At 69.5% G+C, this 26,391-nt stretch carries 23 protein-coding genes, 1 tRNA gene and 1 other RNA gene; 12 read left to right on the top strand and 13 right to left on the bottom strand.

The window, feature by feature from the left end; translation table 11 throughout:
- Positions 1-14 precede the first annotated feature (14 nt).
- Entirely contained in the window at positions 15-1,682 is a 1,668-nt protein-coding gene (locus EG812_RS10365; protein ID WP_126711419.1) for an FG-GAP-like repeat-containing protein, read from the top strand.
- 77 nt (positions 1,683-1,759) lie between these two features.
- A complete protein-coding gene (locus EG812_RS10360) occupies positions 1,760-3,373 on the top strand; it encodes an FG-GAP-like repeat-containing protein (RefSeq protein WP_233579436.1) in 1,614 nt (537 codons plus the stop codon).
- Between the two features lie 60 nt (positions 3,374-3,433).
- Here the strand turns inward: EG812_RS10360 and pruA are convergent, their stop codons facing one another.
- From pruA to EG812_RS10310, 10 genes are all read right to left on the bottom strand, one after another.
- A complete protein-coding gene (gene pruA / locus EG812_RS10355) occupies positions 3,434-5,059 on the bottom strand; it encodes an L-glutamate gamma-semialdehyde dehydrogenase (protein WP_126711417.1) in 1,626 nt (541 codons plus the stop codon).
- A gap of 19 nt (positions 5,060-5,078) precedes the next feature.
- The gene (locus EG812_RS10350) at positions 5,079-6,008 is read right to left on the bottom strand and encodes a proline dehydrogenase family protein (protein ID WP_126711416.1); all 930 of its coding nucleotides are present in this window, start codon (positions 6,006-6,008) and stop codon (positions 5,079-5,081) included.
- A 1-nt stretch (position 6,009) separates the two neighbouring features.
- Positions 6,010-6,957: a carbon-nitrogen hydrolase family protein gene (locus tag EG812_RS10345; RefSeq protein WP_126711415.1), complete on the bottom strand. Its 948-nt coding sequence runs from the start codon at positions 6,955-6,957 to the stop codon at positions 6,010-6,012.
- A 27-nt stretch (positions 6,958-6,984) separates the two neighbouring features.
- On the bottom strand, positions 6,985-8,223 hold the full coding sequence (locus tag EG812_RS10340; protein WP_126711414.1) for a metal-dependent hydrolase family protein: 1,239 nt from the start codon (positions 8,221-8,223) through the stop codon (positions 6,985-6,987).
- 17 nt (positions 8,224-8,240) lie between these two features.
- Positions 8,241-8,936 (bottom strand): ABC transporter ATP-binding protein, encoded by a 696-nt coding sequence (locus EG812_RS10335; protein ID WP_013736373.1) that lies wholly within the window; start codon positions 8,934-8,936, stop codon positions 8,241-8,243.
- Positions 8,923-9,717 carry an ABC transporter ATP-binding protein gene (locus EG812_RS10330; protein WP_013736372.1) on the bottom strand — a complete coding sequence of 265 codons (795 nt, stop codon included), beginning with the start codon at positions 9,715-9,717 and terminating at the stop codon, positions 8,923-8,925. Before EG812_RS10330 ends, EG812_RS10335 begins: the two co-directional genes overlap by 14 nt.
- Complete coding sequence (locus EG812_RS10325) at positions 9,714-10,742, bottom strand: branched-chain amino acid ABC transporter permease (protein WP_126711412.1); 1,029 nt, start codon at positions 10,740-10,742, stop codon at positions 9,714-9,716. The genes EG812_RS10330 and EG812_RS10325 overlap by 4 nt, the downstream gene beginning before the upstream one ends.
- Positions 10,739-11,614 carry a branched-chain amino acid ABC transporter permease gene (locus tag EG812_RS10320; protein ID WP_013736370.1) on the bottom strand — a complete coding sequence of 292 codons (876 nt, stop codon included), beginning with the start codon at positions 11,612-11,614 and terminating at the stop codon, positions 10,739-10,741. Before EG812_RS10320 ends, EG812_RS10325 begins: the two co-directional genes overlap by 4 nt.
- A 66-nt stretch (positions 11,615-11,680) precedes the next feature.
- Positions 11,681-12,916, bottom strand: a complete 1,236-nt coding sequence (locus EG812_RS10315; protein WP_126711411.1) for an ABC transporter substrate-binding protein — start codon at positions 12,914-12,916, stop codon at positions 11,681-11,683.
- A complete protein-coding gene (locus tag EG812_RS10310) occupies positions 12,907-13,422 on the bottom strand; it encodes a hypothetical protein (protein WP_013736368.1) in 516 nt (171 codons plus the stop codon). The genes EG812_RS10315 and EG812_RS10310 overlap by 10 nt, the downstream gene beginning before the upstream one ends.
- Positions 13,423-13,561: 139 nt before the next feature.
- Here EG812_RS10310 and EG812_RS10305 point away from each other — a divergent pair, with 139 nt between their 5' ends.
- Positions 13,562-14,152 carry a TetR/AcrR family transcriptional regulator gene (locus EG812_RS10305; RefSeq protein ID WP_126711410.1) on the top strand — a complete coding sequence of 197 codons (591 nt, stop codon included), beginning with the start codon at positions 13,562-13,564 and terminating at the stop codon, positions 14,150-14,152.
- A 33-nt stretch (positions 14,153-14,185) separates the two neighbouring features.
- On the opposite strand, the gene EG812_RS10300 is transcribed toward EG812_RS10305, so the two are convergent.
- From EG812_RS10300 to EG812_RS10290, 3 genes are all read right to left on the bottom strand, one after another.
- Entirely contained in the window at positions 14,186-14,716 is a 531-nt protein-coding gene (locus EG812_RS10300) for a thioredoxin domain-containing protein (RefSeq protein WP_043722253.1), read from the bottom strand.
- A 39-nt stretch (positions 14,717-14,755) separates the two neighbouring features.
- Complete coding sequence (locus tag EG812_RS10295) at positions 14,756-15,313, bottom strand: hypothetical protein (protein WP_126711409.1); 558 nt, start codon at positions 15,311-15,313, stop codon at positions 14,756-14,758.
- Between the two features lie 254 nt (positions 15,314-15,567).
- Positions 15,568-15,652, bottom strand: a tRNA-Ser gene (locus EG812_RS10290).
- Between the two features lie 81 nt (positions 15,653-15,733).
- On the opposite strand from EG812_RS10290, the gene ffs reads away from it, so the two are divergent.
- The 9 genes from ffs (at position 15,734) to EG812_RS10245 (ending at position 26,374) form a co-directional block, all read left to right on the top strand.
- Positions 15,734-15,823: signal recognition particle sRNA small type (ffs, locus tag EG812_RS10285), an RNA gene on the top strand.
- A gap of 268 nt (positions 15,824-16,091) precedes the next feature.
- The gene (locus EG812_RS10280) at positions 16,092-18,974 is read left to right on the top strand and encodes a DNA polymerase III subunit gamma and tau (RefSeq protein ID WP_126711408.1); all 2,883 of its coding nucleotides are present in this window, start codon (positions 16,092-16,094) and stop codon (positions 18,972-18,974) included.
- Positions 18,975-19,212: 238 nt separating this feature from the next.
- On the top strand, positions 19,213-19,521 hold the full coding sequence (locus EG812_RS10275; RefSeq protein ID WP_013736363.1) for a YbaB/EbfC family nucleoid-associated protein: 309 nt from the start codon (positions 19,213-19,215) through the stop codon (positions 19,519-19,521).
- Between the two features lie 8 nt (positions 19,522-19,529).
- Positions 19,530-20,123 carry a recombination mediator RecR gene (recR, locus tag EG812_RS10270; RefSeq protein ID WP_013736362.1) on the top strand — a complete coding sequence of 198 codons (594 nt, stop codon included), beginning with the start codon at positions 19,530-19,532 and terminating at the stop codon, positions 20,121-20,123.
- A gap of 340 nt (positions 20,124-20,463) precedes the next feature.
- On the top strand, positions 20,464-22,128 hold the full coding sequence (locus EG812_RS10265; RefSeq protein WP_043722246.1) for an ABC transporter substrate-binding protein: 1,665 nt from the start codon (positions 20,464-20,466) through the stop codon (positions 22,126-22,128).
- Positions 22,129-22,205: 77 nt separating this feature from the next.
- Positions 22,206-23,210, top strand: a complete 1,005-nt coding sequence (locus EG812_RS10260) for an ABC transporter permease (RefSeq protein WP_013736360.1) — start codon at positions 22,206-22,208, stop codon at positions 23,208-23,210.
- A complete protein-coding gene (locus EG812_RS10255; protein ID WP_013736359.1) occupies positions 23,207-24,175 on the top strand; it encodes an ABC transporter permease in 969 nt (322 codons plus the stop codon). Before EG812_RS10260 ends, EG812_RS10255 begins: the two co-directional genes overlap by 4 nt.
- A gap of 4 nt (positions 24,176-24,179) precedes the next feature.
- Positions 24,180-25,274, top strand: a complete 1,095-nt coding sequence (locus EG812_RS10250; RefSeq protein WP_043722242.1) for an ABC transporter ATP-binding protein — start codon at positions 24,180-24,182, stop codon at positions 25,272-25,274.
- The gene (locus EG812_RS10245; protein WP_013736357.1) at positions 25,271-26,374 is read left to right on the top strand and encodes an ABC transporter ATP-binding protein; all 1,104 of its coding nucleotides are present in this window, start codon (positions 25,271-25,273) and stop codon (positions 26,372-26,374) included. The genes EG812_RS10250 and EG812_RS10245 overlap by 4 nt, the downstream gene beginning before the upstream one ends.
- The last annotated feature ends 17 nt before the right edge of the window (positions 26,375-26,391 follow it).

Here is a 26,391-nt window from a genome sequence, read left to right as displayed (position 1 = left end):
AGACGGGGGCGCAGATGCGGCGCAGGCTTGCCGGAGTGTCGGTGTCGGTGGTTGCGGCGAGCCTGATGGTGAGTCCTCCTGCACATGCGGCGGCAGAGGAGGTCCGGACCATCACCCGGGAGGACGTGATCCTCCAGTACCAACGGGTGCCGAAGGCGGTCACCCCGGTCAAGGGGACCGGGCCGACCCGGTCCGACTTCGACGGTGACGGGGTCGATGATGTCGCGGCGGCCAGCGACTTGTCGCAGAGCGGACTGCCACATCACGCGACCGGGGTCGTGGCGGTGGGCTACTCGTCCGCACCGCACGTCGACTACTTTGCGGGCGTGCTCTCGTCGGACGGCGGCTGTGGCTGCTTCGGCATGGCCCTGGTGGCCGGCGATTTCAACGGCGACGGCTACGACGACCTGGCCATCGGCGACTCCGACGAAGTGGACCCGGGGAACAAGACCCATGCCGGTGGGGTGTGGGTGATTCCCGGCAGCCGGACCGGCCTGGTGGTCAACTCGGCGCAGCATTTCAACCAGAGCAGCCCCGGGGTGCCCGGTGCGGCGGAGGACTACGACTGGTTCGGTGCGGCGCTGGCGGCCGGTGACATCAACGGTGACGGCCGCGACGACCTGGCGATCGGGGCGTACGGCGAGTCGATCGGCAAGGTCAGGGAGGCCGGTGCGGTCACCGTCCTGTACGGCGGGGTGGGCGGCCTGCGGACGGCCGGTGCGCAGCAACTGCACCAGAATCTCGCCGCCGTGCCGGGTGCCGCCGAGCGCGGTGACCACTTCGGCTTCACGCTGGCCATCGGCAAGGTGAACGAAAACAGGTACGCCGACCTGGTCATCGGCGCGCCGCACGAGAACGACGGTCAGACCTGGAACGGCAGCGGCATGGTGACCCTGATGTGGGGCGCGAAGACCGGGGTGAAGCTCAGCGGTGCTACCTCGGTCACCGGCGCGGGGGTCTACAAGGCGACCGGCCGCCAGGACACCATCGCCTGGTATCTCGGTGAGGCGTTGGCGATTGGTGACGTGAACGGTGACGGGTTGGGCGAGGTGATCGCCGGGGCACCCGGTGCCCAGACCCCGCACCTCAACGGTGGTCTGATCGCGGCCTTCACCGGTCGTACCGGTGGCGCGGGCCTGTCCGCCACTGCTGTGAAGATCATCACCCAGCGCACGGCCGGTGTTCCGGGCAGCCCGGAGCAGGAGGACCGGTTTGGTGCGGCGCTCGCGGTGGGTGACGTGACCGGCGACGGCCGGGCCGACGTGCTTGTGGGTGCGCCCGGTGAGTCGATCGGCACCAAGACCAAGGCGGGCACGATCGCCCTGCTCAGGGGCTCTGCCTCCGGGCTGACCGGTACCGGGGCCCAGGGGTTCGACCAGGACCATGCGGTGGTGCCGGGCGGTGCGGAGCGTGGCGACCATTTCGGCGCTTCGGTCGCCATCCTCAACCTCGACGGCAAGGGCCCACTGGATGCGATCGTGGCATCGACGGGTGAGGAAGTGGCAGGTGACCAGGCCGGGTACCCTTCCGGCACGTTGTCGCGGTTCCACGGTGCCTCGGGCGGTCTCGTGCCGCAGGCGGGCTCCTGGAGTGGTGCGTCGCTGCGTACCGACCGGATCTGGCCGCTGCGGTATGGCGCGCGGATCGCCGGCCCGGTCAGTGGCGGCCCACGATATTTCTGATCTTTCGAAAGCGGGGGTTCTTGATGCGGCGAAGTGTCGCAGGACTGTCCACCTTGGCCATCGGAGCTGGTCTGGCGGTGAGTGTGCCCGCCCCGGCGGCAGCGAACGACTACCGGACGGTCACCCGGGACGGGATCGTTCTTCAGCACTACCGGGTCGCGAAGGCGACCACGCCGGTCAAGGGGACCGGGCCCACCCGGTCCGACTTCGACGGTGACGGCGTCGACGACATCGCCGCCTCCGCCGACCCCTTCGAGCAGCGCTTCCCGCAGTCACCGATGGGTCTGGTGGTGGTCCGGTACTCCTCGGCACCGTACGTCGACTACTTCGCGACCGGGGTCACGCCGGCCGGCGGTTGCGTTTGTTTCGGGGAGGTCCTCGCCGCCGGGGACTTCAACGGTGACGGCTACGACGACCTGGCCGCCGCCGACCTCGGTGAATACGACCTGAGCGCGAAGGCGAACGCCGGAGGGGTCTGGGTGATCCCCGGCAGCAGTACCGGACTGCGAATCGACGCGGCGAAGCACTTCAACCAGAGCAGCCCGGGAGTGCCGGGCGCCTCGGAGGAGGGAGACTGGTTCGGCTCGGCGCTGGCGGCCGGTGACATCAACGGTGACGGCCGCGACGACCTGGCGATCGGGGCGTACGGCGAGGCGATCGGCAGCATCACGTACGCCGGCGCGGTCACCGTCCTGTACGGCGGGGCCAGCGGACTGACCGGCACCGGCGCGCAGCAGTTGCACCAGAACCAGGCCGCCGTGCCGGGTTCCGCCGAGCGCAACGACCACTTCGGCTGGACCCTGGCCATCGGCAAGGTCAACGACAACAAGTACGCCGACCTGGTCATCGGCGCGCCCGGCGAGAACGAGAACAGTTCCTCGACCGGCAGCGGCATGCTCACGCTGATGTGGGGCTCGGCGAACGGCGTGAAGCTCAGTGGCGCGACCTCGATCACCGCGGCGGCGCTGCGCAAGGCGACCGGTCGTACCGACAGCTATGTGCGGAGCCTCGGCATGGCGCTGGCCATCGGTGACGTCAACGGCGACAAGTTGGGCGAGGTGATCGCGGGCGCGCCGTACACGCAGTCCCCGAAGGGCAACGAGGGCATGGTCGCGGTCTTCACCGGTCGTAGCGGTGGCGCCGGCCTGTCCAGCAGCGCGGTGAAGATGTTCAGCCAGCGTACGCCCGGGGTACCCGGTTCGGCGGAGGTCGGTGACCTGTTCGGTGCGACCCTGGCGGTCGGTGACGTGACCGGCGACGGTCGGGCCGACGTGTTGGTGGGCGCGCCCGGTGAGGCGATCGGTACGAAGAAGCGGGCGGGCACGGTTGCTCTGCTCAAGGGGTCCGCCTCCGGGTTGACCGGCACCGGTGCGCAGGGCTTCGACCAGGACCACCCGGTCGTACCGGGTGGGGCCGAGAGCAACGACCTGTTCGGCGGTGCGGTGGCCATCCTCAACCTCGACGGCAGGGGCCCGCTGGACGCTGTCGTGACCTCGCCCGGGGAACTGGTCGGCGCGGACCCGGAGCGGCCCGCATCCGGGTCGGTCGCCCTGTTCCACGATGGTTCCGGTGGGTTGGTTCCGCAGACCGCCTCATGGAGTGGTGCGAGTATGCGCACCGACTTCGTCTGGCCCAAGTGGTACGGCCGTCGCCTGGCCACCGCCCAGTCCGGCGCCCTGATGTACTACTGATCTGCGGCCCGATCGCCCCCGCCACCGCCTGCGAAGCAGGGATGGCGGGGGCGACGGCGTTCAGGCCATGTGCGGGTAGCGGTGGTTCGTCGCCGGCACGAAGGTTTCCTTGATGGTGCGGGCGCTGGTCCAGCGCAGCAGGTTCTGGGCGGAACCGGCCTTGTCGTTGGTGCCGCTGGCGCGCCCGCCGCCGAACGGCTGCTGACCGACCACCGCCCCGGTCGGTTTGTCGTTGACGTAGAAATTCCCGGCCGCGAAGCGCAGCACCTGGGCGGCGTGCGCGATGGCGGCGCGGTCCTGCGCGATGATCGAGCCGGTCAGCGCGTACGCGGAGACGGACTCCAACTGGGCAAGCGTCGCCTCGTACGCCTCGTCCTCGTAGACGTGCACCGCGAGGATCGGCCCGAAGTACTCGGTCGTGAAGACCTCGTCGGTCGGGTCGGTGCACTCGATGATCGTGGGCCGGACGAACCAGCCTTCGCTGTCGTCGTACCCGCCACCGGCGAGGATCTCGCAGCTGGCGGTGGCGCGGGCCCGCTCGATCGCGACGGCGTGCCGGGCGAAGGCCCGCCCGTCGATGACCGCCCCCATGAAGTGGGACAGGTCGGTGACGTCGCCCATGGTCAGCGACTCCACCTCGGCGATCAGCTCCTCGCGCAGCCGGGTCCACAGGGACCGTGGCACGTACGCCCGGGAGGCGGCCGAGCACTTCTGCCCCTGGAACTCGAACGCCCCCCGGATCATGGCGGTGCGCAGCACGTCGACGTCCGCCGACGGGTGGGCGACGATGAAGTCCTTGCCGCCGGTCTCGCCGACGATCCGCGGATAGCTGCGGTAGCTGCCGATCCGCTCGCCGACGGTGCGCCACAGGTGCTGGAAGGTCGAGGTGGAGCCGGTGAAGTGGATGCCGGCCAGGTCCGGGTCGGCGAGCGCGACATCGGAGACGGCGAGACCGTCACCGGTCACCATGTTGATCACCCCGGGCGGCAGGCCGGCCGCCTCCAGCAGGCGCATCGTCCACCACGCGGCCAACTGCTGCGTCGGCGACGGCTTCCACACCACCGTGTTGCCCATCAGGGCGGGCGCGGTGGGTAGGTTTCCGGCGATGGCGGTGAAGTTGAACGGCGTGATCGCGTAGACGAAGCCCTCCAACGGCCGGTGGTCGACGCGGTTCCACACGCCGGGCGAGGACTGCGGCTGCTCGGCGCGGATCTGCCGGGCGAAGTGCACGTTGAAGCGCCAGAAGTCGATCAGCTCGCAGGCCGAGTCGATCTCCGCCTGGAACGCCGTCTTCGACTGGCCCAGCATGGTGGCTGCGTTGAGCGTCTGCCGCCACGGCCCGGCGAGCAGGTCGGCGGCCTTGAGGAAGACCGCCGCCCGCTCGTCGAAGGAGAGCGCCCGCCAGTCACCGGCGGCCCGCTTCGCCGCGTCGACCGCCGCCCGGGCGTCGTCGTGGGTGGCGTTGCCGAGGGTGCCGAGGACGTGGCGGTGGCGGTGCGGTTGGACGATGTCGATCCGGTCGCCGCCGCCGATGCGGCGTCGACCGTCGATGGTCATGTCCAGTTCGAACCGCTGGCCGGCGAGTTCGCCAAGCTTCGCGGTCAGTCCGGCGCGTTCCGGGCTGCCCGGTGCGTACGAGAGGTTCGGCTCGTTGACCGGTGCGGGGGTGGTGGTGACGGCGTCCATCAGACTGCGTTGCTCCTGGTCAGTTGCGGCTGGTGAGAGCCCGGAGGAAGAACATGAGGTTGGCCGGACGCTCGGCGAGACGCCGCATGAGGTAGCCGTACCACTCCTCGCCGAACGGCACGTACACCCGGACCTGGTGGCCTGCTTCGGCGAGTCGCCGCTGCTCGGCCGGGCGGATGCCGTACAGCATCTGGAACTCGTAGCCGGTGACGCCGCCGGGGCGGCCGGCGGCCAGCCGGGTGCCGGCCACGATGAGCTCCGGGTCGTGCGTGGCCAGCATCGGGTAGCCGGGACCGCCCATCAGGATCTCGGCGCACCGCAGGTACGCCTGGGTCACCTCGGCGCGAGCCTGGTAGGCCACGCTCGCCGGCTCCCGGTAGGCGCCCTTGCACAGCCGGACCCGCGAACCGGCGGTCGCCAGATCACGGCAGTCGCCCTCGCTGCGCCGCAGGTACGCCTGGATGACCGCGCCGGTCTCCGGGAAGTCCCGACGCAACTGGGCGACGATGCCCAGCGTCGAGTCGGTGGTGGTGTGATCCTCCATGTCCACGGTGACCGTGGTGCCCGCCCGCGCGGCGGCCGCGCAGATGCGGGACGCGTTGTCCAACGCCACGGCCTCGCCCTCGCGGGGCAGGGCCTGACCGAGCGCGGACAACTTGATCGAGACCTCCGCCATGCCGGTCAGCCCGGCGTCGGCGAGCCCGTCGAGCAGTGCCACGTACTGCCCGGTGACGTGCTCGGCGTGGGCCCGGTCGGTGGTGTCCTCGCCGAGATAGTCGAGGGTGGCGAGACAACCGGCGTCGTTCAGCCCTTCCGACGCGCGTACGGCGGAGGGCACGTTCTCCCCGGCGACGAACCGGTCCACCACGGCACGAGTGAGCGGGGTGGCCTCGATCGCCCGCCGGGCGCGGCGACTGGCCGCGGTCTTCAGGATGACCTGACGCAACATGTCAGCCGGCCTTCTGGTCGAGCGGACCACGCGGGGTGGGCGCGGGACGGTCGGCCGGCGCGTACGGGTCGGTGGCGACGATCGGGCCGTACAGGTCGGGTCGCCGGTCCTGGAGCAGGTTCAGCCCGAAGAAGCCCTCGGTGCGGCTGGCCAGCGTGGTGGCGTCCAGGTCGGCGGTGTGCGTGACCAGGCCCTCCTCGTCGGTCAGCATCGCGACGACCTTGCCGTACGGGTCGACGATCTGGCTGTGCCCCCAGTAGTCGAGGCCCGCGCTGTAGACGCCCTTCTCACAGTGGTTGGCGACGACCAGCCACGACTGGTTGAAGAAGGCGTTGGCCTGGGCGGAGAGGTCCATGGCGAAGCCGTGGTAGTCGTCGTTCGGGTCGTGACCCTTCATCGGCCACGCCGTGGAGTTCAGCACCAGCGTCGCGCCCTTCAGCGCGAAGACCCGCATCAGCTCGGGGAAGGCCAGGTCGTAGCAGATCAGGCTGGCGACGCGGGCGAACGGCAGGTCGAACACCGGCGCGGACTGACCGGCGTTGAAATACGGGAACTCGAAGGTGTTGTGGGTCTTGCGGTACACGCCCACCACACCGTCGGGGCCGATCAACGCGGTCGCGTTGAGGATCACGTTGCCGTGCGCGGCCCGCTCGGCGAGCCCGAGCTGGACGTACATGCCGTGCTCCGCGGCCTTGGCCCGGATGGCCTCGGTGGACGGGCCGGGCACCGGCTCGGACTCGCGGAAGTAGTACTGCTTCTGCGCGGCGGTGCCCTTGTCACCGAGACCGAAGGCGAAATCGGCGTAGCCCTGGAGGCCGACCTCCGGCAGCACCAGCACGTCGACGCCCTTGGCGGCGGCCTCGTCGATCATCTCCAGGAACTTCGCCAGGTTGCGTGCCTTGTCGTGCTCGATACGCACGTTCGCGGCGGCGAGGGTCACGGGGGCCATGGTTTTCCTCCTCGTCAGGGGGTCGGATCAGGAGAGCTCGTACTTGACCAGGTCGCCGCCCTTGATGACCACGGGTACGGCGGTGGGACTGGCGAAGACCTCGATGTCCTCCCAGGGGCGTCCGTCCACGACGATCAGGTCGGCGAGCTTGCCCGCCTCGACCGTGCCGAGCCGGTCGGCCAGGCCGAACAGCTCCGCGTTGACGCGGGTCGTGGCGATCAGCACCGCGGCGGCCGGCATGATCTCCGCCTTGAGGGACAGCTCCCGGTGCTTGTGCACGAACATCGGGCCGAGCAGGTCGGAGCCGCTGGCGATGCGGACGCCGGCACGGTAGGCGTACTCCAGCGAACGCAGGCCCTGCTCGTGGGCCATCCGGATCTTCTCCAGCGGCTCCGGGGCCACCCCGTGCTCGGCACCCTGGCGGTGCAGCAGTTCGTAGGTGGAGAGGGTGGGCACCAGGTAGGTGCCGACCTCGGCGAGCAGCGCGGCGGTCGCCTCGTCCATCAGGTTGCCGTGCTCGATCGAGCGGACCCCGGCTTCGACGCAGTTGCGGATCGCGGCGGAGGAGTAGGCGTGTGCCAGCACGTACTTGCCGGCCGCCTCGGCGGTCTGCACCGCCATCCGCAGCTCCTCCGGGCTGTACTGGATGGTGTCCAGCTCGTCGGCGGGGGACATCGCGCCGCCACTGGCCATGACCTTGATCTGGTCGGCCCCGGTACGGATGTTCTCCCGTACGCCCTTGCGGATCTCCTCCGGGCCGTCCGCGACGATCGCGTTCATGCCCACCTGGGAGCAGCACTCGACGGTGTTGCCGCGCTCGGTGGGACGCCGCCAGTCGGCGTGACCCCCCGTCATGGACAGCGGCGCGTTCGACACCAGCAGCCGGGGGCCGAGGATGTCACCCTGCTCGACGGCCTGCCGGAAACCCGCATCGCAGCCACCGGCGTCCCGCACGGTGGTGTAGCCCTGCATCAGGGTGCGGTTCAGGATCCGCCCCATCTTCAGCGCCGCGTGGCTGGTCTGGTAGTTCCGGTGCTGTTCGAGGATGTTGACGTCGATCGCGCCGATGTGCACGTGCGCGTCCATGAGGCCGGGCATCACGGTCCGGCCGCCGCAGTCGATCACGCGGTCGGCGCTGGCCGGCACCGCACCGCCGGCCGCCACGTCGACAATCAGCTCGCCGTCCACCACGACGGTGGCACCCTCCACGGGCTCCGCGCCGGTGGCGTCGAAGACAGTGGCGTTCGTCAGTGCGATGGTGCTCACGTAAGTCCTTTCGATTGTCAGTGATGGACGCCGAACGCGTCGGCGACGAGTTGGTCGACCTGGGCGGAGTCGGCGGTGTCGATGACCCGGTCGACGGTGCCGACGCGGAGCAGGACGAGTTCGTCGGCGACGCTCGCGGCCCGCGCGACGCTCTGCTCGACGAGCAGCACCCCCATGCCGCGCGAGCACAACTCGGCGATGTAGCGGTAGATCTCATCGATGACGACCGGTGCCAGGCCCAGTCCCGGCTCGTCCAGCAGCAGGTACTTCGGGTCGCGCAGCAGCGCCCGACCCAGCGCCACCATCTGCTGCTGTCCGCCGGAGAGCAGCGACACCTTCTGGTGGGTACGCCCCTGCAGCGCCGGGAACAGGTCCAGCACCTCGTCGATGCGGGCCCGCTGCGCGCGGTTCGCCCCGACCGTCAGGTTCTCCAGGACGGACAGCTGGGACAGCAGGCCACGCCCCTCGTGGACGACCGAGATGTGGTGGTCGTTGACCCGCCGGTGCGTCGGCTTCGCCGAGATGTCCACGTCGTCGACGCGTACCGATCCCTCGGTGCGGACCGCGCCGAGGATGGCCCGCAGCGTGGTGGTCTTGCCGGCACCGTTGGTGCCGACCAGGGCGACGGTCTTGCCCGGCGGTACGCGCAGGTTCACCCCGAACAGGGCCTGGGTCGAGCCGTACCAGCCCTTGACCGACTCAAGCGTCAGCACTTGCGGCCCTCCCGAAGTACGCGAGCTGCACCTGCCGGTCACCGAACACCTCGGCCGGGGTGCCGTCGCGCAGGAAGGCACCGGAGTCGAGGGCGATGACGTACGAGCAGAGGCTCTTGACCAGGTCCACGTCGTGCTCGACGACGACCATGGTCGACGGATGGTTCTCATGGACCCGGGTGAGTACGGCTGCCAACTCCTGCCGCCCCTCCTGGTCGAGACCGGCGGCCGGCTCGTCCAGCAGGATCACCGACGGTGCGGAGACCAGGACCCGGGCCACCTCCACCAGGCGGCGGCTGGCGAACGGCAGTTCGTCCACCCGGCGGTGCGCCTGCCGGGCCAGGCCCAGCAGGTCGAGCACCTCGGTCGCCGCCGCCAGGTCCCGGTTGCGGGCACGCCACTGGGACGGCAACGCGAGGAACTGGGCGAGCGCGTTCGGCTGCGGCAGCCGTTCGGTCCCGACCAGCACGTTTGTCAGCACCGACTCGCGTTCCATCAGCCGAACCGTCTGGAAGCCGCGCACCACGCCGGCGAGGGCGCGGCGGCGGGTGCCGAGCGCGGTGATGTTGCGGTGACCGATGTGCACGGAGCCCTCGGCGATCGGGGTGAAGCCACTTATCGCGTTGAGCAGTGTCGTCTTGCCGGCGCCGTTGGGGCCGATCAGGCCGCTGATCCCGCCCGCCGGCAGGCTGACGGTGACGTCACGCAGTGCCTGGAAGGCGCCGTACCGGACGGTCAGCCCTTCGGTCCGTACGTGCGGCGCGTCGGTGGTCGTGTTCATTTGGATTCCTCCTCGTCCCCACGTACGCCTCTGATCCGACGCCACACGTTGCGTCCGAGCCCGACGATGCCGTCGGGCACCACCAGCGCCACGATCGCCAGCAGGGCGCCACCCACGATCGGGTAGAGGTTCGGCTGGCCGGCCAGGGTGAACACCTCGGGCATCAGCACCACGTACGAGGCGCCCAGCCAGGCCCCCAGCACGGTGCCCGCGCCGCCGATCACCACGGCGACGAAGAGGTACACCGAGGCGAACAGGTCGAAGTCGGGCGGTGCGATGAATCCGGTGATGCCGGCGTAGAGCCAGCCGGCGACGCCCGCGTACACGGCGCTGATCAGGAACGCGGTGATCTTCGTGCGGGCCACCGCCACGCCTACCGACTCCGCGGCGAGTTCGCTGTCGCGTACGGCCAGCATCCGGCGGCCGAGCTGGGTCCGGCCGAGGTGCACGGCGAACGCGGTGGCGATGGCCGCGGGGACCAGCGCGATCAGGTAGGCGTGCAGCGGTTCGCTGGAGTCCAGCCGCCCGAACAGGAACGGGTCGACCGAGGCCCCCTGGGTGCCGCCGGTGAGGTCGGTGGTGTTCCGGATGGCCCAGGCCAGCAGCTCACCGAAGGCGAGCGTCACCAGTGCCAGCCGCATGCCGGACAACCGCAGCGTGGGTACGGAGACGACGAGCGCGGCGACCAGCGCCACGCCGATCACCGCGGCGAGCTGCATGGCGGGCCCGTAGCCGTGGGTCGCCATGACGTAGGTGGTGTAGGCCCCCACGCCCATGAAGGAGGCGTGCGCCAACGACATCTGCCCGGTCCGCCCGTACAGGATGTCCAGGCCCAGGGTGGCCACCGCGAACGCGAGGACCTGCGCCGCCATGAACACCCAGTAGTCGTCGAAGAGCAGCGGCGGAACCGCGGCGATCACGGCGAAGACGGCCACCCGGGTCAGCAGGCGGGGTACGCCCCGACCTTTGCCCACCGTCGGGTTCTTCCCGTCGCGGCGTGGCCGCGTCATGGTGGTGCCGGTCATGCTCGCACCTCGTTCCGCTCGTTGACGAACCGCTTCGGCACCAGCGCCAGGACGACGATGATCAGGAGGAAGACCGCCGGCGTGCCGGCGCTCGCGCCGAGCAGGTACACCGCCAGTGACTCGTAGACCCCGAGCGCCACGGCGACCACCAGCGGCAGCCAGAACCGGTCGAGGCCGCCGATCATCCCGGCGATGAACGCCTTGATCAGGAACGGCGTCATGTAGAACGCGTCGACCGACAGCCGGCTGGCGACCAGGATGGCGACGACCGCCGCGATCAGACCGGCCACCGCCCAGGTGGCGGTCCGCAGCGCGCGGACGTTCACGCCGGCCGCCTGCGCGATGCCGGCGTCCTCGGCGCTGGCCCGCAGCGACGTGCCCAGGCTGGTCCGGTTGAGCAGCAGGTACGCCGCCAGAACGGTCACCACGGTCAGGCCGATGACGATGCCGTCACTCATGCTGACCACCACCCCGGCGACCTCGGTGCGGGTGTCCGCGCCGAGCGAGACGAAGGTGTGCGCGTTGGCGTCGATCAGCTGCTGCATGACGGCCGTGATGAGCAGGAAGATGCCGAGGGTGACGACCAGGTCCAGGCCCGGCCGACCCGCCGGGATCCGGCGAATGGCGGCGAAGTCGATCGCGCTGTTCACGATCACGGCGATCAGCACACCGATCACCAGCGCCACCGGCACGGGCAGGCCCTGCTCGGAGTAGAAGAACCATGCGCTGAAGGCGGCGATCATGCCGACCTGCCCGTACGCGAAGTTCATGCTCTTGCTGACCTGGAAGACGATCAGCACGCCCAGCAGGAAGAGTGCGTAGAGGCTGCCGGTGGTGACACCACCGAGAAGGATCTGACCGAGGTCACCCACGTGGACTCCTGGTCTCGTACTGGTCCGGGGGTGGGTCGGGTTGCGCCGGACCCACCCCCGGAGGGGTCACTTCTGCAGGGACTTGGTCTCTTCGAGGACGACGAGCTTGTCGCCCTTGATCTGGCCGATGCCGACCGCGTCAACGCCGGCGCGGTCGCCCTTGCCCCAGGTGACCGGGGGCAGAATGCCGGTCTCGAAGTTCTCGAAGGTCTCGAGCGCCTCGACCACGCAGCCACGGTTGAGACCCTCGGCCCGCTTCAACGCCTCGGCGGTCAGCTGCGCCTGCACCCAGCCGAGCTGGTTGAACTTGCTCGGCGCCTTGCCGGTCTGCGCGGTGAAGTCCGCGACGAACTGCTTGACCAGCGGGTTCTCGCTGTCCAGCGACGAGGTCTCCAGCGCGACAAGCATGTCCTGCGAGAGCGCGCCGAACTCCTTGATGTAGGAGTCGTCGCTCATGCCGGCCCAGGCACCGGTCTTCGGGGTGTACCCGATGCGGGACATCGCCTGGAGCAGGCCGCCGGTGTCGGCGTTGGTCAGGATGAGGAACACGTACTCGGCGTCGAACTGCTTGAGCTGGGTGGCGATCGGGGTGAAGTCGGTGGTGCCCGGCGTCTCGGGGACGTAGAGCAGTTCGATGCCCTTGCCCTCCAGCGCCTTCTCCATGCCGAGCTTCGCGTTGTCGCCGACGTTGCCGGCCACACCGACGAGCGCCATCTTCTTCGGCGTCTCCTGGTCGAGCACGTAGTCGGTCAGGATCTCGAATTCCTGGATGTAGTCGACAGTCGCCATGAAGACGTGCTGGTTCTTGTCGCCGCCGAGCTCGTCGCTCGGCGCGTACGGGGCGATGGCCGGTACCTTCTTGCGGTCGAGGTACGGCACGGCGCCGAGGAAGTTGGGGGTGCCCTCACCGCCGGAGACGACGAGGATCTCCTCCTTCTCGACCAGCTGACGCATCTGCTTCTGCGCGGTCGACGGGTCGTACGCGTCGTCGAGGATGATCGGCTTGATCTTCCGACCATGCACGCCACCCTCGGCGTTCAGCTTGGCGTAGTACGCCTCCTGCCCTTCCTTGGTGCCGAGGCCGCCCGCGGCACCGGAGCCGGACAGTGGCATGGTGGTGCCCACCAGGATCTCACTGTCCGTGACACCCGGACCGATCTCCTTGGTGTCGCAACCGTTTGCCGACGAGCCCGACGAGCCCGCCGACGAGTTGGAGTCGCCGGTCGCGTTACCGCACCCGGCGGCGAACAGCATGCAGGTGCTCGCCAACGTGGCGACGACCAGCCGTCCTTTCAACCGCATGTCTTCTCCCTAGTTGTGCAATCTGTTGGTGCGAACACCTCGGCCGGGTGAGCGTCATCGGTGATCTTGGATAGGACCCGGGTGGCGACGGCCAGGGCCACGTCCACGGCGGATCGGATACTGTGCGTCGCGACGCCTGTGGAGTCGGCGGTGAGCAGTTGGTACTCTCCGGCGACTGCGGCGAACCGCAGGGTTCCTCCGGGCACCGCGATCGGCGCCCATGGGCGGACCTCGTGGTCGAGTGCGCGGGTCCAGTGCAGGCCTACGGAGAAGCCCGACTCGACGGGAAGGATGCCCACGTGCAGATCCCAGAAGGATCGGCTGGCGAAGCCCAGGGCACTCCATTCCCAGCTCGCCTCGACGGCACGGAGCGCCGCGGCGGCGGGGGAAGTGTCCTCAGCCAGTTCCGGGCCCCAGGCGACGTGGATCTCGGGGCGTCCGGCGAGGGCCGTCCGCAGGCCGTCATGGACCGCGAGCAGGCCATCAGCTGCTGCACTATCCGGCATGTGTCACCTCCCCAGCGACCCCTACCGACCAGTCGGTACGTTGAGGAGGACCGTACCGGACCGACCGGTCGGTCCGGTAGCTTGAAATCGAAACGTAACCCGCTCGCATTCGGCCGGGGTTATTGAAAGGGACGATCTGATGCGAACGAGGAGCGAAGACACGCGGGGCCGCATCCTCACCGCCAGCGCAGACCTGTTTGCGCGGCAGGGGTATCACGGGACGGGTCTGGCGGAGCTACTCGACGCGGTCGGCCTGCAAAAGGGCGGCTTCTACCACCACATCGCCAGCAAGGAAGAGCTGCTGCTGGAGATCATGCTCGACCCGATCGACCGCATCCTCGTCAGCAGCGACCAGATCCTGGCCACCGACGGTGACGCCACCACCAAGCTGCGGCAACTCGGTACCGACCTGGGCAACGCGATGGCCGCCGACCTCGCCGCCTGGACGGTGTTCCTCCGCGAGTACAGCGTCCTCGGCGCGGACGGCAAGGCGCAGATCCTCCAGCGCCGCCAGCAGTACCTCGACCGGTGGCGGCAGGTCCTCCAGGAGGGCGCGACCGCCGGCGAGTTCCGGCCACTGGACCTCGCGTTCGTGGAGGGCATCCTGGGCCTGTTCATCTACACGTTCGTCTGGGCCCGTGCGTCGACCCCGCCCGAGGAACTGACCCGTTCGATCATGCAGGTGCTGATGCCCGGGATCTGCCTGCACCCGGTCCCGCAACCCCGCTGAGCAGGCCGGCATTCGGGCGCTGGTCTCGCCGGGTCAGCAGGGGCCGTGGCCCTCGACGAAGAGGCGATGTGCCCAGCTGGCGTAGCCGGCGATGATCTTCTGGACCGCCTGACCGTCGTGCAGGAAGAGGTAGGCGCGGTCGCCGTCGCGAGCAAGTAGACCGTCGAGACGGTACGTCCCCTGTGGAGCGTTCAGCTCGCGTACCGTCGGGTACGCGGCCCGGACCTCGGCGATCGGTGCGCCGGCCGCGATCCCCTCTGGGGTGCGTACCGGGTCGCCGGCCCAGAGCAGCACCAGCCGATCGTCGATGAAGATCGGACTGACCATCGCGTGACCGGCAAGCGTCGGTCCGCAGGCGTCGACGTCGGTCCGAAGTATCCCGCGTCGGGTCAGCTCGGCCTCGGTGTCGCCGAAGTCCACATCGGCCAGTCCGTCGAGATCGACAACGGTGACCGACGCGACGGGTTCGGGCATGGCGATGCCCTCCGGTGGCATGGGTCCGCTGCCCGATGCCGAGGCAGCCAGAAGCAGTGCGGCGATGAAGCCGAATTGTCGCAATTTCATCAGAATCCCCCAGTCACCAACGTGACGGGGACGCAGAGGTTATTGCCGGGCTTCCCATTCCTCGGCCAACTCGTCCCAGTAGTCGGCGCTCAGCCCGCGTCGCCCGTGCGCGAGCCACCCTTCGGTGCTCCGCTCGACGTGCAACCCCAGCTCGGCGAAGGGATCGATCCAGTTGCCGGGCTCCGCGCCCAACTCGATCAGCGCGGCGTTGATCGGCCACTGCGGGCGCGGCCCGTCGAACGCCGAGTCGAACCGCGGCCCCCAGGCCGGCGCGCCGTCCAACCAGACGGCCGCCGCCTGGTGCCCGACGCCACCGGCGAACTCCGCCTCGACGTACGCCACCGGCCCCCGCCGCGACCAGCGGGTCAGCGTTTCGGTAAGCGCGGGGGAGAGGGCCAGGGCGAAGGGCTGCTCCGGCCCGGGCTCGCCGGTCGCGTAGTCCAGAGCGGCGCCGGTCAACTCCTGCACCAGCTGTGGCGTCACCGGCAGCAGCGCGAAGTCCTGCCGCAACTCGCCGAGCACGGCATGATCCAGGTCGCGGGTCTCCTCGCGCAGCAGCTCGGCGTCCGCGACAATCGCGCTGAGCTGGTAACTCATCCCGCGTCCACAGCCTGTGGATAGAACATGTGTACGACGCCGGTCTGGGGCGGGTTCGCCCGCGCACGTGCTCCCACCCGGCCAGTATCACCGCTCTGTCGCCGCGACGTGAGTGCGCGCCGTTTCGGCGATGTGGCGGTGACACCACCGACCGGATACCGCCACTTCGGCGATACGGAGTTGATCAGCCCCTACCGACGACTCAGGGCCGGTCCCCGTGGGGCCGGCCCTGTCGTTCGTGCTGCTCAGGCGAGCGGAGGATACGAGATTCGAACTCGTGAGGGTGTTAACCCAACACGCTTTCCAAGCGTGCGCCCTAGGCCTCTAGGCGAATCCTCCGCGAGCCAGGATACAGGTCTCCGAGACGTTGCCCACCCCACCACCCCCTGAAGATCGACGACGGGTCGGGTAGGCTGGTGCTACCTCCCGTGCGGCGGTACCTCGTGAACCTCCCCAGGGCCGGAAGGCAGCAAGGATAAGCGAGCTCTGCCGGGTGCACGGGGGGCCTTTCTGTCTCCGGCCTGGCTGCGCCGCGCTCCCGTCGCGGCTGCCGGGGCTTCCGGGCAACTGGATGGCACGACGTGCCGCAACCCGAGATCACGCAGTCGGCGGAGTGCTGCCCGACCCAGGTGCAGCGCTCGGCGCAGATGTTAAGAAGGGGCCCTTCCTCTACCGGAGGCGTTAATAAGGTGCCCTTCCTTACATCCCGTCAGCGGGGTGGGTGGTCAGTCGGGCGCGGGCGGCGGAGAATGGCGCGGTCGAGAGGAGGCGGGACGCCGTGGCATTGGCGCTCTACCGCAAGTACCGGCCGCGTACCTTCGCCGAGGTCATCGGGCAGGAGCACGTCACCGAGCCGTTGTCGCAGGCACTGCGTAGCGGGCGGCTCAACCATGCGTACCTCTTCTCCGGGCCGCGTGGGTGTGGCAAGACCTCCAGCGCCCGGATCCTGGCCCGCTCCCTCAACTGTGAGCACGGTCCCACCCCGGAGCCGTGCGGGGTCTGCGCGTCGTGCCGCTCGCTGGGCAGCGACGGGGCCGGCTCGATCGACGTCATCGAGATCGACGCGGCCAGCCACGGTGGCGTGGACGATGCCCGTGAGCTGCGGGAGAAGGCCTTCTTCGCGCCGGCCAGCAGCCGCTTCAAGATATACGTCATCGACGAGGCGCACATGGTCTCGTCGGCCGGCTTCAACGCCCTGCTCAAGCTGGTCGAGGAGCCTCCGGAGTACGTCAAGTTCATTTTCGCCACCACCGAGCCGGAGAAGGTCCTCGGCACGATCAAGTCGCGGACCCACCACTACCCGTTCCGGCTGATCCCGCCGAAGGTGCTGCGGCCCTACCTGGAGCAGCTCTGCCAGGCCGAGGGCGTCGAGGTCGAGCCGGCGGTGTTCCCACTGGTCGTGCGGGCCGGTGGCGGCAGCGCCCGGGACAGTCTCTCCGTACTCGACCAGCTCATCGCCGGTGCCGGTCCGGACGGCGTCACGTACGCCCGGGCCGCCGCGCTGCTCGGTGTCACCGACGCGGCACTGATCGACGAGATGTGCGACGCCCTGGCCGCCGGGGACGGCGCCGCCGCGTACGCCACGGTTGACCGGGTCGCCGAGGCCGGGCACGACCCGCGCCGGTTCGCCTCGGATCTGCTGGAACGGCTGCGTGACCTGATCGTGCTCCAGCAGGTGCCGGACGCCGCCGCCAAGGGCCTGATCGACGGCCCGGCCGACCAGATCGAGCGGATGACCGCCCAGGCCCAGCGCCTCGGCCCCGCCACGCTGTCCCGCTGCGCCGACATCGTGCACAACGGCCTGGTCGACATGCGCGGCACCACCGCGCCCCGGCTGCTGCTGGAACTGATCTGTGCCCGGATGCTGCTGCCCGCCGCGGACGACTCCACCGGCGGCCTGCTCCAGCGCCTCGAACGCATGGAACGCCGGCTCACCCTCGCCGGCACCGACGCCCTGCCGGCCGCCGCCGACTCCGCGCCGACCACCACCCCGGCGGTACGCCCCCAGCCGCCCGCCCCGCCCGCGGCTGGCGCCGCGTCTGCGGCTCGGACCGCCGGTGAACCGGCGGCTCCCGGTACCCCTTCCGGGGTGGCCGCCGCCCGTGCCGCCGCCGCGAACGCCGGCACTCGCGCGCAGGCCGCCGGTGGCCCGGGTACCCGTGGCTCGGCGGCAAGCGACGCGGATGCCCATCAGCCGTCCGCAGGTGCTCCGGCAGCCGACGACGGAAGCGACCACGGTGTGAACCGGGAGGCGACGAGAGCGCCGAACCCGAACGGTGCCGGTCCGGGACCGACCGGCGGGCATGCCGGTGACACGGCCTCGTCCGGTGTTCCGGCCGATGCGCCACCGTCGCGTCGTCCGGTGCCGCCCTCGGCGGTCATGCCAGACCCCGTCACACCCGAACCGCCTCGACCCGGCGCGGTACAGCCCGGTGTGCTCGACGCCGCCGCGGTGCGCCGGATCTGGCCCGAAGTGGTCGGCAAGGTGGGCCGTAAGAGCAAGAAGGTCGCCGCCTGGGCCCGCGAGGCCACGGTGCGTGAGGTCGACGGCCAGACGCTGGTGCTGACCTTCCGCTATCCCTTCCACGCCCAGGCCCTCTCCAACGAACCCGAGTTGCTGATCGAGGCGCTTTACGAGGAGTTGGGTGGCCGCTGGCAGATCCGGTGCGAGGTGGCCGGCGAGCGTGGTGGCGGCGCGCCAGCGAGTCCGCGTGCCGCGTCGGCTCCGTCCCGTCCGGCACCCGCCCCAGCCGACAGCAGGGCGAGTACCGGACCGTCCGCCGGCTCGTCCAGCGCGGAGCACGGCGCGCCAGGCCGACCCGGTGGAGGCACCGGACCAGCCACCGGTTCCGCAACCGCGGCCGGGGCTGCGGGTCCGGCCGACGTTGCTTACTCGGCCAGGGCTGCGGGCTCGCCCGGAGCTACGAACTCGGTCGGCGCTGCGGGCTTGCCCGGGGCCACGACTTCGGCCGGTGCCGCCAGTTCTGCCGGGGCTAGGAACTCGGCCGGTGCCGGAAGCTCAGCCGGGGTGGCGAGTTCGGTCGGGGTGGCGGAGGCGGTCGACGACGAGGGCTGGCCGGAGCCGGCCCGGCCCGGCGGCTCTGCTCCCGTCGTCTCGGCGGCGACCGATGTGGTCGACGAGTGGCCCGAGCCGGCGCGTCCGGGTGGCGGAGGTGACCAGACGGCTCCGTCGGCCCGTGGCGCGTCCGCCGGCACGATCGCAACCGCCCGTGCCGCGACCGAAACCGTCTCGCCCAGCGGCGCGTCAACCAGCGGCAACACCAAGGCGACCCCGGCGAGCAGCACCAGGGCCGTTCCGCCGGGCAGCACCAGGGCCGCCCCGGCGAGCAGTGCGATCGCCGCGGCCCGTGCGGCGGCGGCCGGGCGAGGTGCGCGTACCGATCAGGCGACCCGGCAGACCGCGGACGCCGAATTCGCCGGTGAGCCGCCGTACGATCCGGATTTCGACGGCCCGATCCGCAGCACCGGTGCTCAGCCTGCCCCCACCGCCGCCTACGAAGGCTTCGACCCGGGCGACGAGCCGCTGGACGAGATCATCGACGAGAAGACCGCCCGCGAGTCGAGCGAGGAACAGGCGCTCCGCCTCCTCCGCGAAGCCTTCGCCACCACCGAGAAAATCAGCGAACCAGACGCCCGCTAACCCCCCCCGTCCCCCCGTCCCCCGTCCCCCCTACTCCGTCGATCTTGCACTTTTTGCCGGGGTAAAGGCCGCATTCTGGGCAATTCGGCGACCGGAAGTGCAAGATCGACGCGGGCGGGGCGCGGGGCGGGAAGGGGGTGCATGGGGGCGGGGTGGGGTCGGTGGGGGCGGTTAGGGTGGGCGTGGTTACGTAAGCCGAGTCAAGGGAGCCGTCGTGCGGCCTGGTGGACAGCCGAACATGCAGCAGATGCTGAAGCAGGCGCAGAAGATGCAGCAGCAGATCGCCAAGGCGCAGGCCGAGTTGGCCGAGGCCGAGGTCACCGGCACCGCCGGTGGTGGTCTGGTCACCGCGACGGTCTCCGGGGCGGGCGAGATCAAGAGCATCAAGATCGATCCGAAGGCGGTCGACCCGGAGGACGTGGAGACCCTGGAGGACCTGGTCGTCGCGGCGTTGCACAACGCCAGCGAGGCGGCTCGCCAGTTGACCGAGCAGAAGATGGGCCCGGTGGCGGGCGGGATGGGCGGCCTCGGCCTGCCCGGGTTCTGAGCCCGCAGATGTACGAGGGTGCCATCCAGGATCTGATCGACGAGTTGGGTCGGCTGCCGGGCGTCGGTCCGAAGAGCGCCCAGCGGATCGCCTTCTACGTGCTGTCCGCGGATCCGGCCGACGTCAATCGGCTGGCGGGCGCGTTACGCAAGGTCAAGGAGTTGGTGCGGTTCTGCACCAACTGCTACAACGTCGCCGAGTCCGACCAGTGCCGGATCTGCCGCGACCCGCGTCGCAGCGACGAGGTGATCTGCGTGGTCGAGGAGCCGAAGGACGTCGTGGCGATCGAGCGGACCGGTGAGTTCCGCGGGCGCTACCACGTGCTCGGTGGGGCGATCAATCCGCTGGAGGGCATCGGTCCGGACAATCTGCGCATCCGGGAGTTGATGACCCGGCTCGGCGGTGGTGCGGTCCGTGAGTTGATCCTGGCCACCGATCCGAACACCGAGGGCGAGGCGACCGCCACCTACCTCGCGTTGATGGTCAAGCCGATGGGGATCTCGGTGACCCGGCTGGCCAGTGGGCTGCCGGTCGGCGGTGACCTGGAGTACGCCGACGAGATCACGCTGGGCCGAGCCTTCGAGGGCCGGCGGGCCGTCTAGCGCCGCCGCCGGGCGGGTCGCTGGGCCGGCCGACGGGCGGGTGTGTTCGAGCCGTGCCCGCGCTGGCGGGTACGGCTCGCGCGGGCCCGTGAACGTATGACACTGTCGTGATCGGATGTTCGATCGATGTAACAGAATGATATCGATTGGCGTGGGATAATCGGGCTGTTTGTCCGATAGTCCGACAGGGGTTGTTACAGCGGTCGGTCACTAAGGACACGATCCGGTACCAAGAGCTTCCCGTGCCGTTTCCGGCCAGTCCGAACGGGAGCTAAGGTCACCGCCAGCGGTGACCCTGTCACCACGTTGTCCGTACCCCCTAGGACGAGGTGAAAGCACCATGCGTGCATCCAGGCCGAAGGTCGCTATCGCGGCCATCGCGGCCGCGGCCCTCGCGGTAGCAGGCTGCGCCGAAAGCGACCGCGAAGAAGGCTCCGGCGGTAATAAGAAGGACACCCTCGTCTTCGGCGTTGCCGGAGACCCGAAGGTGCTGGACCCGAGTCTCGCGAGCGACGGTGAGTCGCTGCGCGTGGCCCGTCAGGTGTTCGAGACCCTGGTCCGCCCGGAAGACGGTGGCACCAAGGTCAGTCCCGGTCTCGCCGAGTCCTGGGAGCCGGACGCCGCCGGCACGACCTGGACGTTCAAGCTGCGCTCCGGTGTGAAGTTCCACGACGGCGAGGAGTTCAACGCCGAGGCCGTCTGCTACAACTTCAACCGCTGGTACAACGCCAAGGGCCTGATGCAGAGCCCGGACGTGACGGCGTACTGGCAGGACATCATGGGCGGCTACGCCGCCAACGAGGACCCCGCCCTCGGCGAGAGCCTCTTCAAGTCCTGCACCGCCACCGACCCGACCACGGTCAGCCTGGCCTTCACCCGGGTCTCCAGCAAGATCCCGGCCGCCCTGATGCTGCCGTCCTTCTCCATCCACAGCCCCAAGGCGCTGGAGCAGTACGACGCCAGCAACATCTCGGGTAGCGCGGATGACATCAAGTACCCGGCGTACGCGACCGCGCACCCGACCGGTACCGGCCCGTTCAAGTTCAAGGCCTGGGACGTCCCGAACAAGACGCTGACCCTGGAGCGGAACGAGGACTACTGGGGCGAGAAGGCCAAGCTCAAGACCCTGATCTTCAAGACCATCTCGGACGAGAACGCCCGTAAGCAGGAGCTGCGTTCCGGCGGCATCCAGGGTTACGACCTGGTCGGCCCGGCCGACGTCGAGCCGCTGAAGGGTGAGGGCTTCAACGTCCTGACTCGCCCGGCCTTCAACATCCTCTACCTGGCGATCAACCAGAAGGGGAACCCGAAGCTGGCCGACCTCAAGGTCCGGCAGGCGCTCGCGCACGCGATCAACCGCCAGGCCCTGGTCGACTCGAAGCTGCCCCCGGGCGCCCAGGTCGCGGTGAACTTCTTCCCGGACACCGTCGAGGGCTGGAACGGCGACGTCACCAAGTACGAGTACGACGCCGAGAAGGCCAAGGCGCTGCTGGCCGAGGCCGGTGCGTCGGACCTGACCCTGCGGTTCCACTACCCGACCGAGGTCACCCGGCCGTACATGCCGAACCCGAAGGACCTGTTCGAGCTGATCTCGGCGGACCTCCAGGCGGTCGGCATCAAGATCGAGGCGATCCCGCTCAAGTGGAGCCCGGACTACCTCAACGCCACCACCTCCGGTGACAAGCACGACATCCACTTCCTCGGATGGACCGGCGACTACGGCGACGGCTACAACTTCATCGGTACGTTCTTCGACCGGCAGAAGGACGAGTGGGGCTTCAACAACCCGGCCCTGTTCGAGAAGTTCAAGAAGGCTGACAGCACCGCCGACATGGCGGAGCGGGTCGCGCTCTACAAGGAGCTGAACGCCGACATCATGAACTTCCTGCCCGGTGTGCCGATCTCGCACTCGCCGCCGGCCATCGTGTTCGGCAAGGACGTGACCGGGGTCAAGGCGAGCCCGCTCACCGACGAGCGGTTCTCCACCGCCGAGTTCAAGTCCTGACCTGAAGCACCGACCGCGGGCGGGCGCTGTTACCCACAGCGTCCGCCCGCGATCCTCAGCACCCCTCCGAGGCCGCCGTGTTCCGGTTCATCATCAGACGCCTGCTACAGCTGATACCCACGCTGTTCGGGCTCTCCATTCTGTTGTTCATCTGGCTCCGGCGGCTGCCGGGCGGCCCTGAGACCGCCATCCTCGGCGAGCGGGGTACGCCTGAGATGCGGGCCGCCATTCGCCGTAACCTCGGCCTCGACGAGCCGATCCTGATCCAGTACGGCCGGTTCGTGAAGCGGATGATCCGCCTCGATCTCGGCACGTCCATCTCCACCAAGCGCGAGGTCACCACCGAGTTCCTCCAGCGCTTCCCCGGCACCATCGAGCTGACCATCACCGCCATGGTGATCGCGATCGGCATCGGCATCCCGCTGGGCTACCTGGCCGCCCGCAAGCGCGGCCGGTTCCTCGACTACGCGTCCGTCGGTGGATCGCTGATCGGCATCTGCATCCCGGTCTTCTTCCTGGCGTACGTGCTCAAGGCGATCTTCTCGGAGAACCTTGGCTGGTTCCCGTCGAGCGGTCGCCAGGACCCGATTCTCGGCGCCACCCGGATCACCAATTTCTTCGTCCTGGACGGGCTGATGACCCGGGAATGGGACGCCGCCGCCGACGCCCTCTGGCATCTGGTCCTGCCGGGCATGGCACTGGCCAGCATCCCGTTGGCGATCATCGTCCGGATCACCCGGGCCAGTGTGCTCGAAGTGCTGGGCGAGGACTTCGTCCGCACCGCCGAGGCCAAGGGCCTGACCGAGAACGTCGTACGCCGCCGGCACGTGCTGCGCAACGCGATGCTGCCGGTGGCCACCTCGATCGGTCTGCTCACCGGCGGACTGCTCTCCGGCGCGGTGCTCACCGAGACGGTCTTCGCCTTCAGCGGGATCGGGGCCTTCCTCGCCGAGTCCATCAGTAACCGTGACTATCCCGTACTGATGGGCTTCATCATGATCATCGCAGTGGTCTACGTCATGGTGAACCTGATCGTGGACCTCTCGTACAGCCTGATCGACCCGAGGGTGAGGGTCCGATGACGATCATCAGCGGGAAGAAGCGCGAGAAGATCGACCGGCTCGCCGAACTGGCCGCCCGGGAGGACGAGCGCGGGGTCAGCCTCTGGCAGGACGCGTTCCGTCGGCTGCGACGTAACCCCGCCGCCATCGTCGGCGCGGTCATCCTGGCCATCTTCGTCCTGGTCGCCATCTTCGGGCCGTTCTTCGTGCCGTACGGACCGAAGGACACGATGGGCATCCGCGAGGGTGTGGTCAAGGTGGGGCAGGGCCTCATCCCCGGCCCCTCCTCCGAACACTGGCTCGGCTACGACCACCAGGGTCGGGACGTGTTCAGCCGGATGATCATCGGAGCCCGGCAGACCCTGCTGGTCGGCGTGGTCGCCACCCTGATCGGTCTGGCGCTCGGCGCGCTGATCGGTGGTGTGGCGGGTGCCGCCGCCGGGCTCGGTGGCCGCTGGGGCCGCATGGTGGACGCCGTCCTGATGCGCTTCATCGACATGCTGCTGGCGCTGCCCAGCCTGCTGCTCGCGGTGAGCATCGCGGCGCTGCTCGGGCCGAGCCTGATCACCGTCATGATCGCCGTCGGTATGGTCTCGGTGCCGATCTTCGCCCGGCTGCTGCGCGGCTCGATGATCGTCCAGTCCAACAAGGAATACGTGCTGGCGTCCACCTCGCTCGGCGTCAGCAAGTCGAGGATCGCGCTGGCGCACGTGCTGCCGAACTCGCTGGCCCCGGTCATCGTGCAGGCCACGCTGACGCTCGCCACCGCGATCATCGAGGCCGCCGCCCTGTCGTACCTCGGCCTCGGTAACCCGGACTCCTCCGTACCCGAGTGGGGCGTCATGCTTGCCGACGCGCAGCCGTGGCTCGGCATCCGGCCCGCACTGGCCATCTACCCGGCGGTCGCCATCATCATCACCGCGCTGGGCTTCACCCTGCTCGGTGAGGCGATGCGTGAGGCCCTCGACCCGAAGCTGCGGAAGTAGAAAAATGGCACTACTTGAAGTGGAAGACCTCTCGGTCAGCTTCGCCCGGCGTGGTCAACGCACCGTACGCGCCGTCGACGGGGTTTCCTTCACGGTCGACACCGGTGAGGTGGTCGGCCTGGTCGGTGAGTCCGGCTGCGGCAAGTCGGTGACCTCGCTGGCCATCATGGGGCTGCTGCCCAAGCAACCCGGCCTGACGGTGGGCGGCAAGGCCGTCTTCGACGGCACCGACCTGCTCCAGCTCGACGACCGGTCCCGGCGCGACATCCGGGGTCGGGACATCGCGATGATCTTCCAGGACCCGCTGTCGTCGCTGAACCCGGTCATCCCGATCGGCCTCCAGGTCACCGAGGTGCTGACCCGGCACCGCGGGATGAAGGGTGACGCGGCGGCGAAGGAAGCCGCTCAACTGCTGGACCGGGTGGGCATCCCGGATCCGAAGCGGCGACTGAAGGAATATCCGCACCAGCTCTCCGGTGGGATGCGGCAGCGGGCCCTGATCGCCATGGCGGTGGCCTGCCAGCCGCGCCTGCTGATCGCCGACGAGCCGACGACCGCCCTCGACGTCACCATCCAGGCGCAGATCCTGGAACTGCTCAAGGACCTGGTCCGCGACTCCGGCACCGCGCTGGTGATGATCACCCACGATCTCGGTGTGGTGGCCGGCATGTGCGACACGATCAACGTCCTGTACGGCGGCCGGGTGGTGGAGACCGCCCGACGCCGTCCGCTGTTCCGCGAGCCCAGGCACCCGTACACCGTGGGGTTGCTCGGGTCGGTGCCGCGTCTGGACGCCGGACGTGGCGAGCGGCTCACCCCCATCCCGGGCTCGGTACGGGATCTGCTGCCCTGGGCGGAGGGTTGTGCCTTCGCCCCGCGCTGCACCCGGCGGGTGGATGCCTGTGTGGGTCAGCCGCCGGAGCTGGTGACGGCGCACGACGGCCGCAGCTACCGTTGCGTCAACCCGGCTCCGCCGGCGGGCGCGACCCCGGCAGCGGCACCCGTCGACCCGGCGGCATCGGCCGATTCAGCGGCTACCGGCGAGGCGGCCTCGGCCGGTGGCCAGGTGCCGGCGCCGCGCGAGGAGGAGAAGCCATGACCGACAGCGACATCCTCGTCGAGGTACGGGACCTGAAGGTGCACTTCCCGATCAAGCGGGGAGTGCTGTTCGACCGGACGGTCGGCTACGTCAAGGCGGTCGACGGCGTCGACCTGCGCATCGCTCGGGGCAAGACCTACGGGCTGGTCGGCGAGTCGGGTTGCGGCAAGTCCACCCTCGGGCGGGCGCTGCTCCAGCTCAATCCGCCGACCGCCGGTCAGGTCAGCTTCGACGGTGTCGAGCTGACCACCCTCGCCCCGAACAAGCTGCGCGCCATGCGCAAGCGGATGCAGATGATCTTCCAGGATCCGATGTCCAGCCTGGACCCCCGGCAGAACATCGAATCGATCTTGACCGAGGGTCTGCAGACGCACGGCATCGGCGGCAACCGGGAGGAACGCCGGAAGATCATCTCGGAGACGCTGGACAAGGTCGGGTTGCCCCGCTGGGCCCTGTCCCGCTACCCGCACGAGTTCTCCGGCGGGCAGCGGCAGCGCATCGGCATCGCCCGTGCCCTGGTGCTGGGGCCGGAGCTGATCGTCGCCGACGAGCCGGTCTCCGCGCTTGACGTGTCGATCCAGGCACAGGTGGTCAACCTGCTCGACGAGTTGCAGGACAGCCTCGGCCTGACCTATTTGGTGATCGCACACGACCTGGCGGTGGTCCGGCACATCTCCGACACGGTCGGCGTGATGTACCTGGGCGCGCTTGTGGAGGAGGCGCCCGGTGACCGGCTCTACACCGAGCCGCTGCACCCGTACACCCGGGCGTTGATGTCGGCGGTGCCGGTGCCGGACCCCGACGTCGAGGACCGGCGCGAGCGCATCCTGCTCGCCGGTGACCTGCCCTCACCTGCCAATCCGCCGGCGGGCTGCCGCTTCCACACCCGGTGCCCCTGGGCCCAGCCGACCCGCTGTGCGGACGAGCGTCCCGTGCTGCGGGAGATCGGCGAGAGTCGGGTCGCCTGCCACTTCGCGGAGCGGATCGCCAGCGGTGAGCTGCGTCCGCACAAGGTGAGCGTGGAGATCGTCCGGCCGGCGGGTGAGGGCGAGGAGCCCGGCACCGTCTCCGCTCCCACCGAACCCGGCTCCTTCGTGTAAGGAAGGGCCCCTTCCTA

The organism is Verrucosispora sp. FIM060022, assembly GCF_003977705.1.
GTDB lineage: Bacteria > Actinomycetota > Actinomycetes > Mycobacteriales > Micromonosporaceae > Micromonospora > Micromonospora gifhornensis.
Note: the sequence above shows the minus strand (reverse complement) of the source record. Positions and strands in the feature narration are given on the sequence as shown.

Bases quoted from the DNA above. Each gene is read 5' to 3' on its own strand.
- EG812_RS10365 (WP_126711419.1), top strand. From the start codon at position 15: ATGCGGCGCAGGCTTGCCGGAGTGTCGGTGTCGGTGGTTGCGGCGAGC.
- pruA (WP_126711417.1), bottom strand. From the start codon at position 5,059: ATGGACGCCGTCACCACCACCCCCGCACCGGTCAACGAGCCGAACCTC.
- EG812_RS10350 (WP_126711416.1), bottom strand. From the start codon at position 6,008: ATGTTGCGTCAGGTCATCCTGAAGACCGCGGCCAGTCGCCGCGCCCGG.
- EG812_RS10345 (WP_126711415.1), bottom strand. From the start codon at position 6,957: ATGGCCCCCGTGACCCTCGCCGCCGCGAACGTGCGTATCGAGCACGAC.
- EG812_RS10330 (WP_013736372.1), bottom strand. From the start codon at position 9,717: ATGAACACGACCACCGACGCGCCGCACGTACGGACCGAAGGGCTGACC.
- EG812_RS10325 (WP_126711412.1), bottom strand. From the start codon at position 10,742: ATGACCGGCACCACCATGACGCGGCCACGCCGCGACGGGAAGAACCCG.
- EG812_RS10315 (WP_126711411.1), bottom strand. From the start codon at position 12,916: ATGCGGTTGAAAGGACGGCTGGTCGTCGCCACGTTGGCGAGCACCTGC.
- EG812_RS10310 (WP_013736368.1), bottom strand. From the start codon at position 13,422: ATGCCGGATAGTGCAGCAGCTGATGGCCTGCTCGCGGTCCATGACGGC.
- EG812_RS10305 (WP_126711410.1), top strand. From the start codon at position 13,562: ATGCGAACGAGGAGCGAAGACACGCGGGGCCGCATCCTCACCGCCAGC.
- EG812_RS10300 (WP_043722253.1), bottom strand. From the start codon at position 14,716: ATGAAATTGCGACAATTCGGCTTCATCGCCGCACTGCTTCTGGCTGCC.
- EG812_RS10295 (WP_126711409.1), bottom strand. From the start codon at position 15,313: ATGAGTTACCAGCTCAGCGCGATTGTCGCGGACGCCGAGCTGCTGCGC.
- EG812_RS10275 (WP_013736363.1), top strand. From the start codon at position 19,213: ATGCAGCAGATGCTGAAGCAGGCGCAGAAGATGCAGCAGCAGATCGCC.
- recR (WP_013736362.1), top strand. From the start codon at position 19,530: ATGTACGAGGGTGCCATCCAGGATCTGATCGACGAGTTGGGTCGGCTG.
- EG812_RS10265 (WP_043722246.1), top strand. From the start codon at position 20,464: ATGCGTGCATCCAGGCCGAAGGTCGCTATCGCGGCCATCGCGGCCGCG.
- EG812_RS10255 (WP_013736359.1), top strand. From the start codon at position 23,207: ATGACGATCATCAGCGGGAAGAAGCGCGAGAAGATCGACCGGCTCGCC.
- EG812_RS10250 (WP_043722242.1), top strand. From the start codon at position 24,180: ATGGCACTACTTGAAGTGGAAGACCTCTCGGTCAGCTTCGCCCGGCGT.
- EG812_RS10245 (WP_013736357.1), top strand. From the start codon at position 25,271: ATGACCGACAGCGACATCCTCGTCGAGGTACGGGACCTGAAGGTGCAC.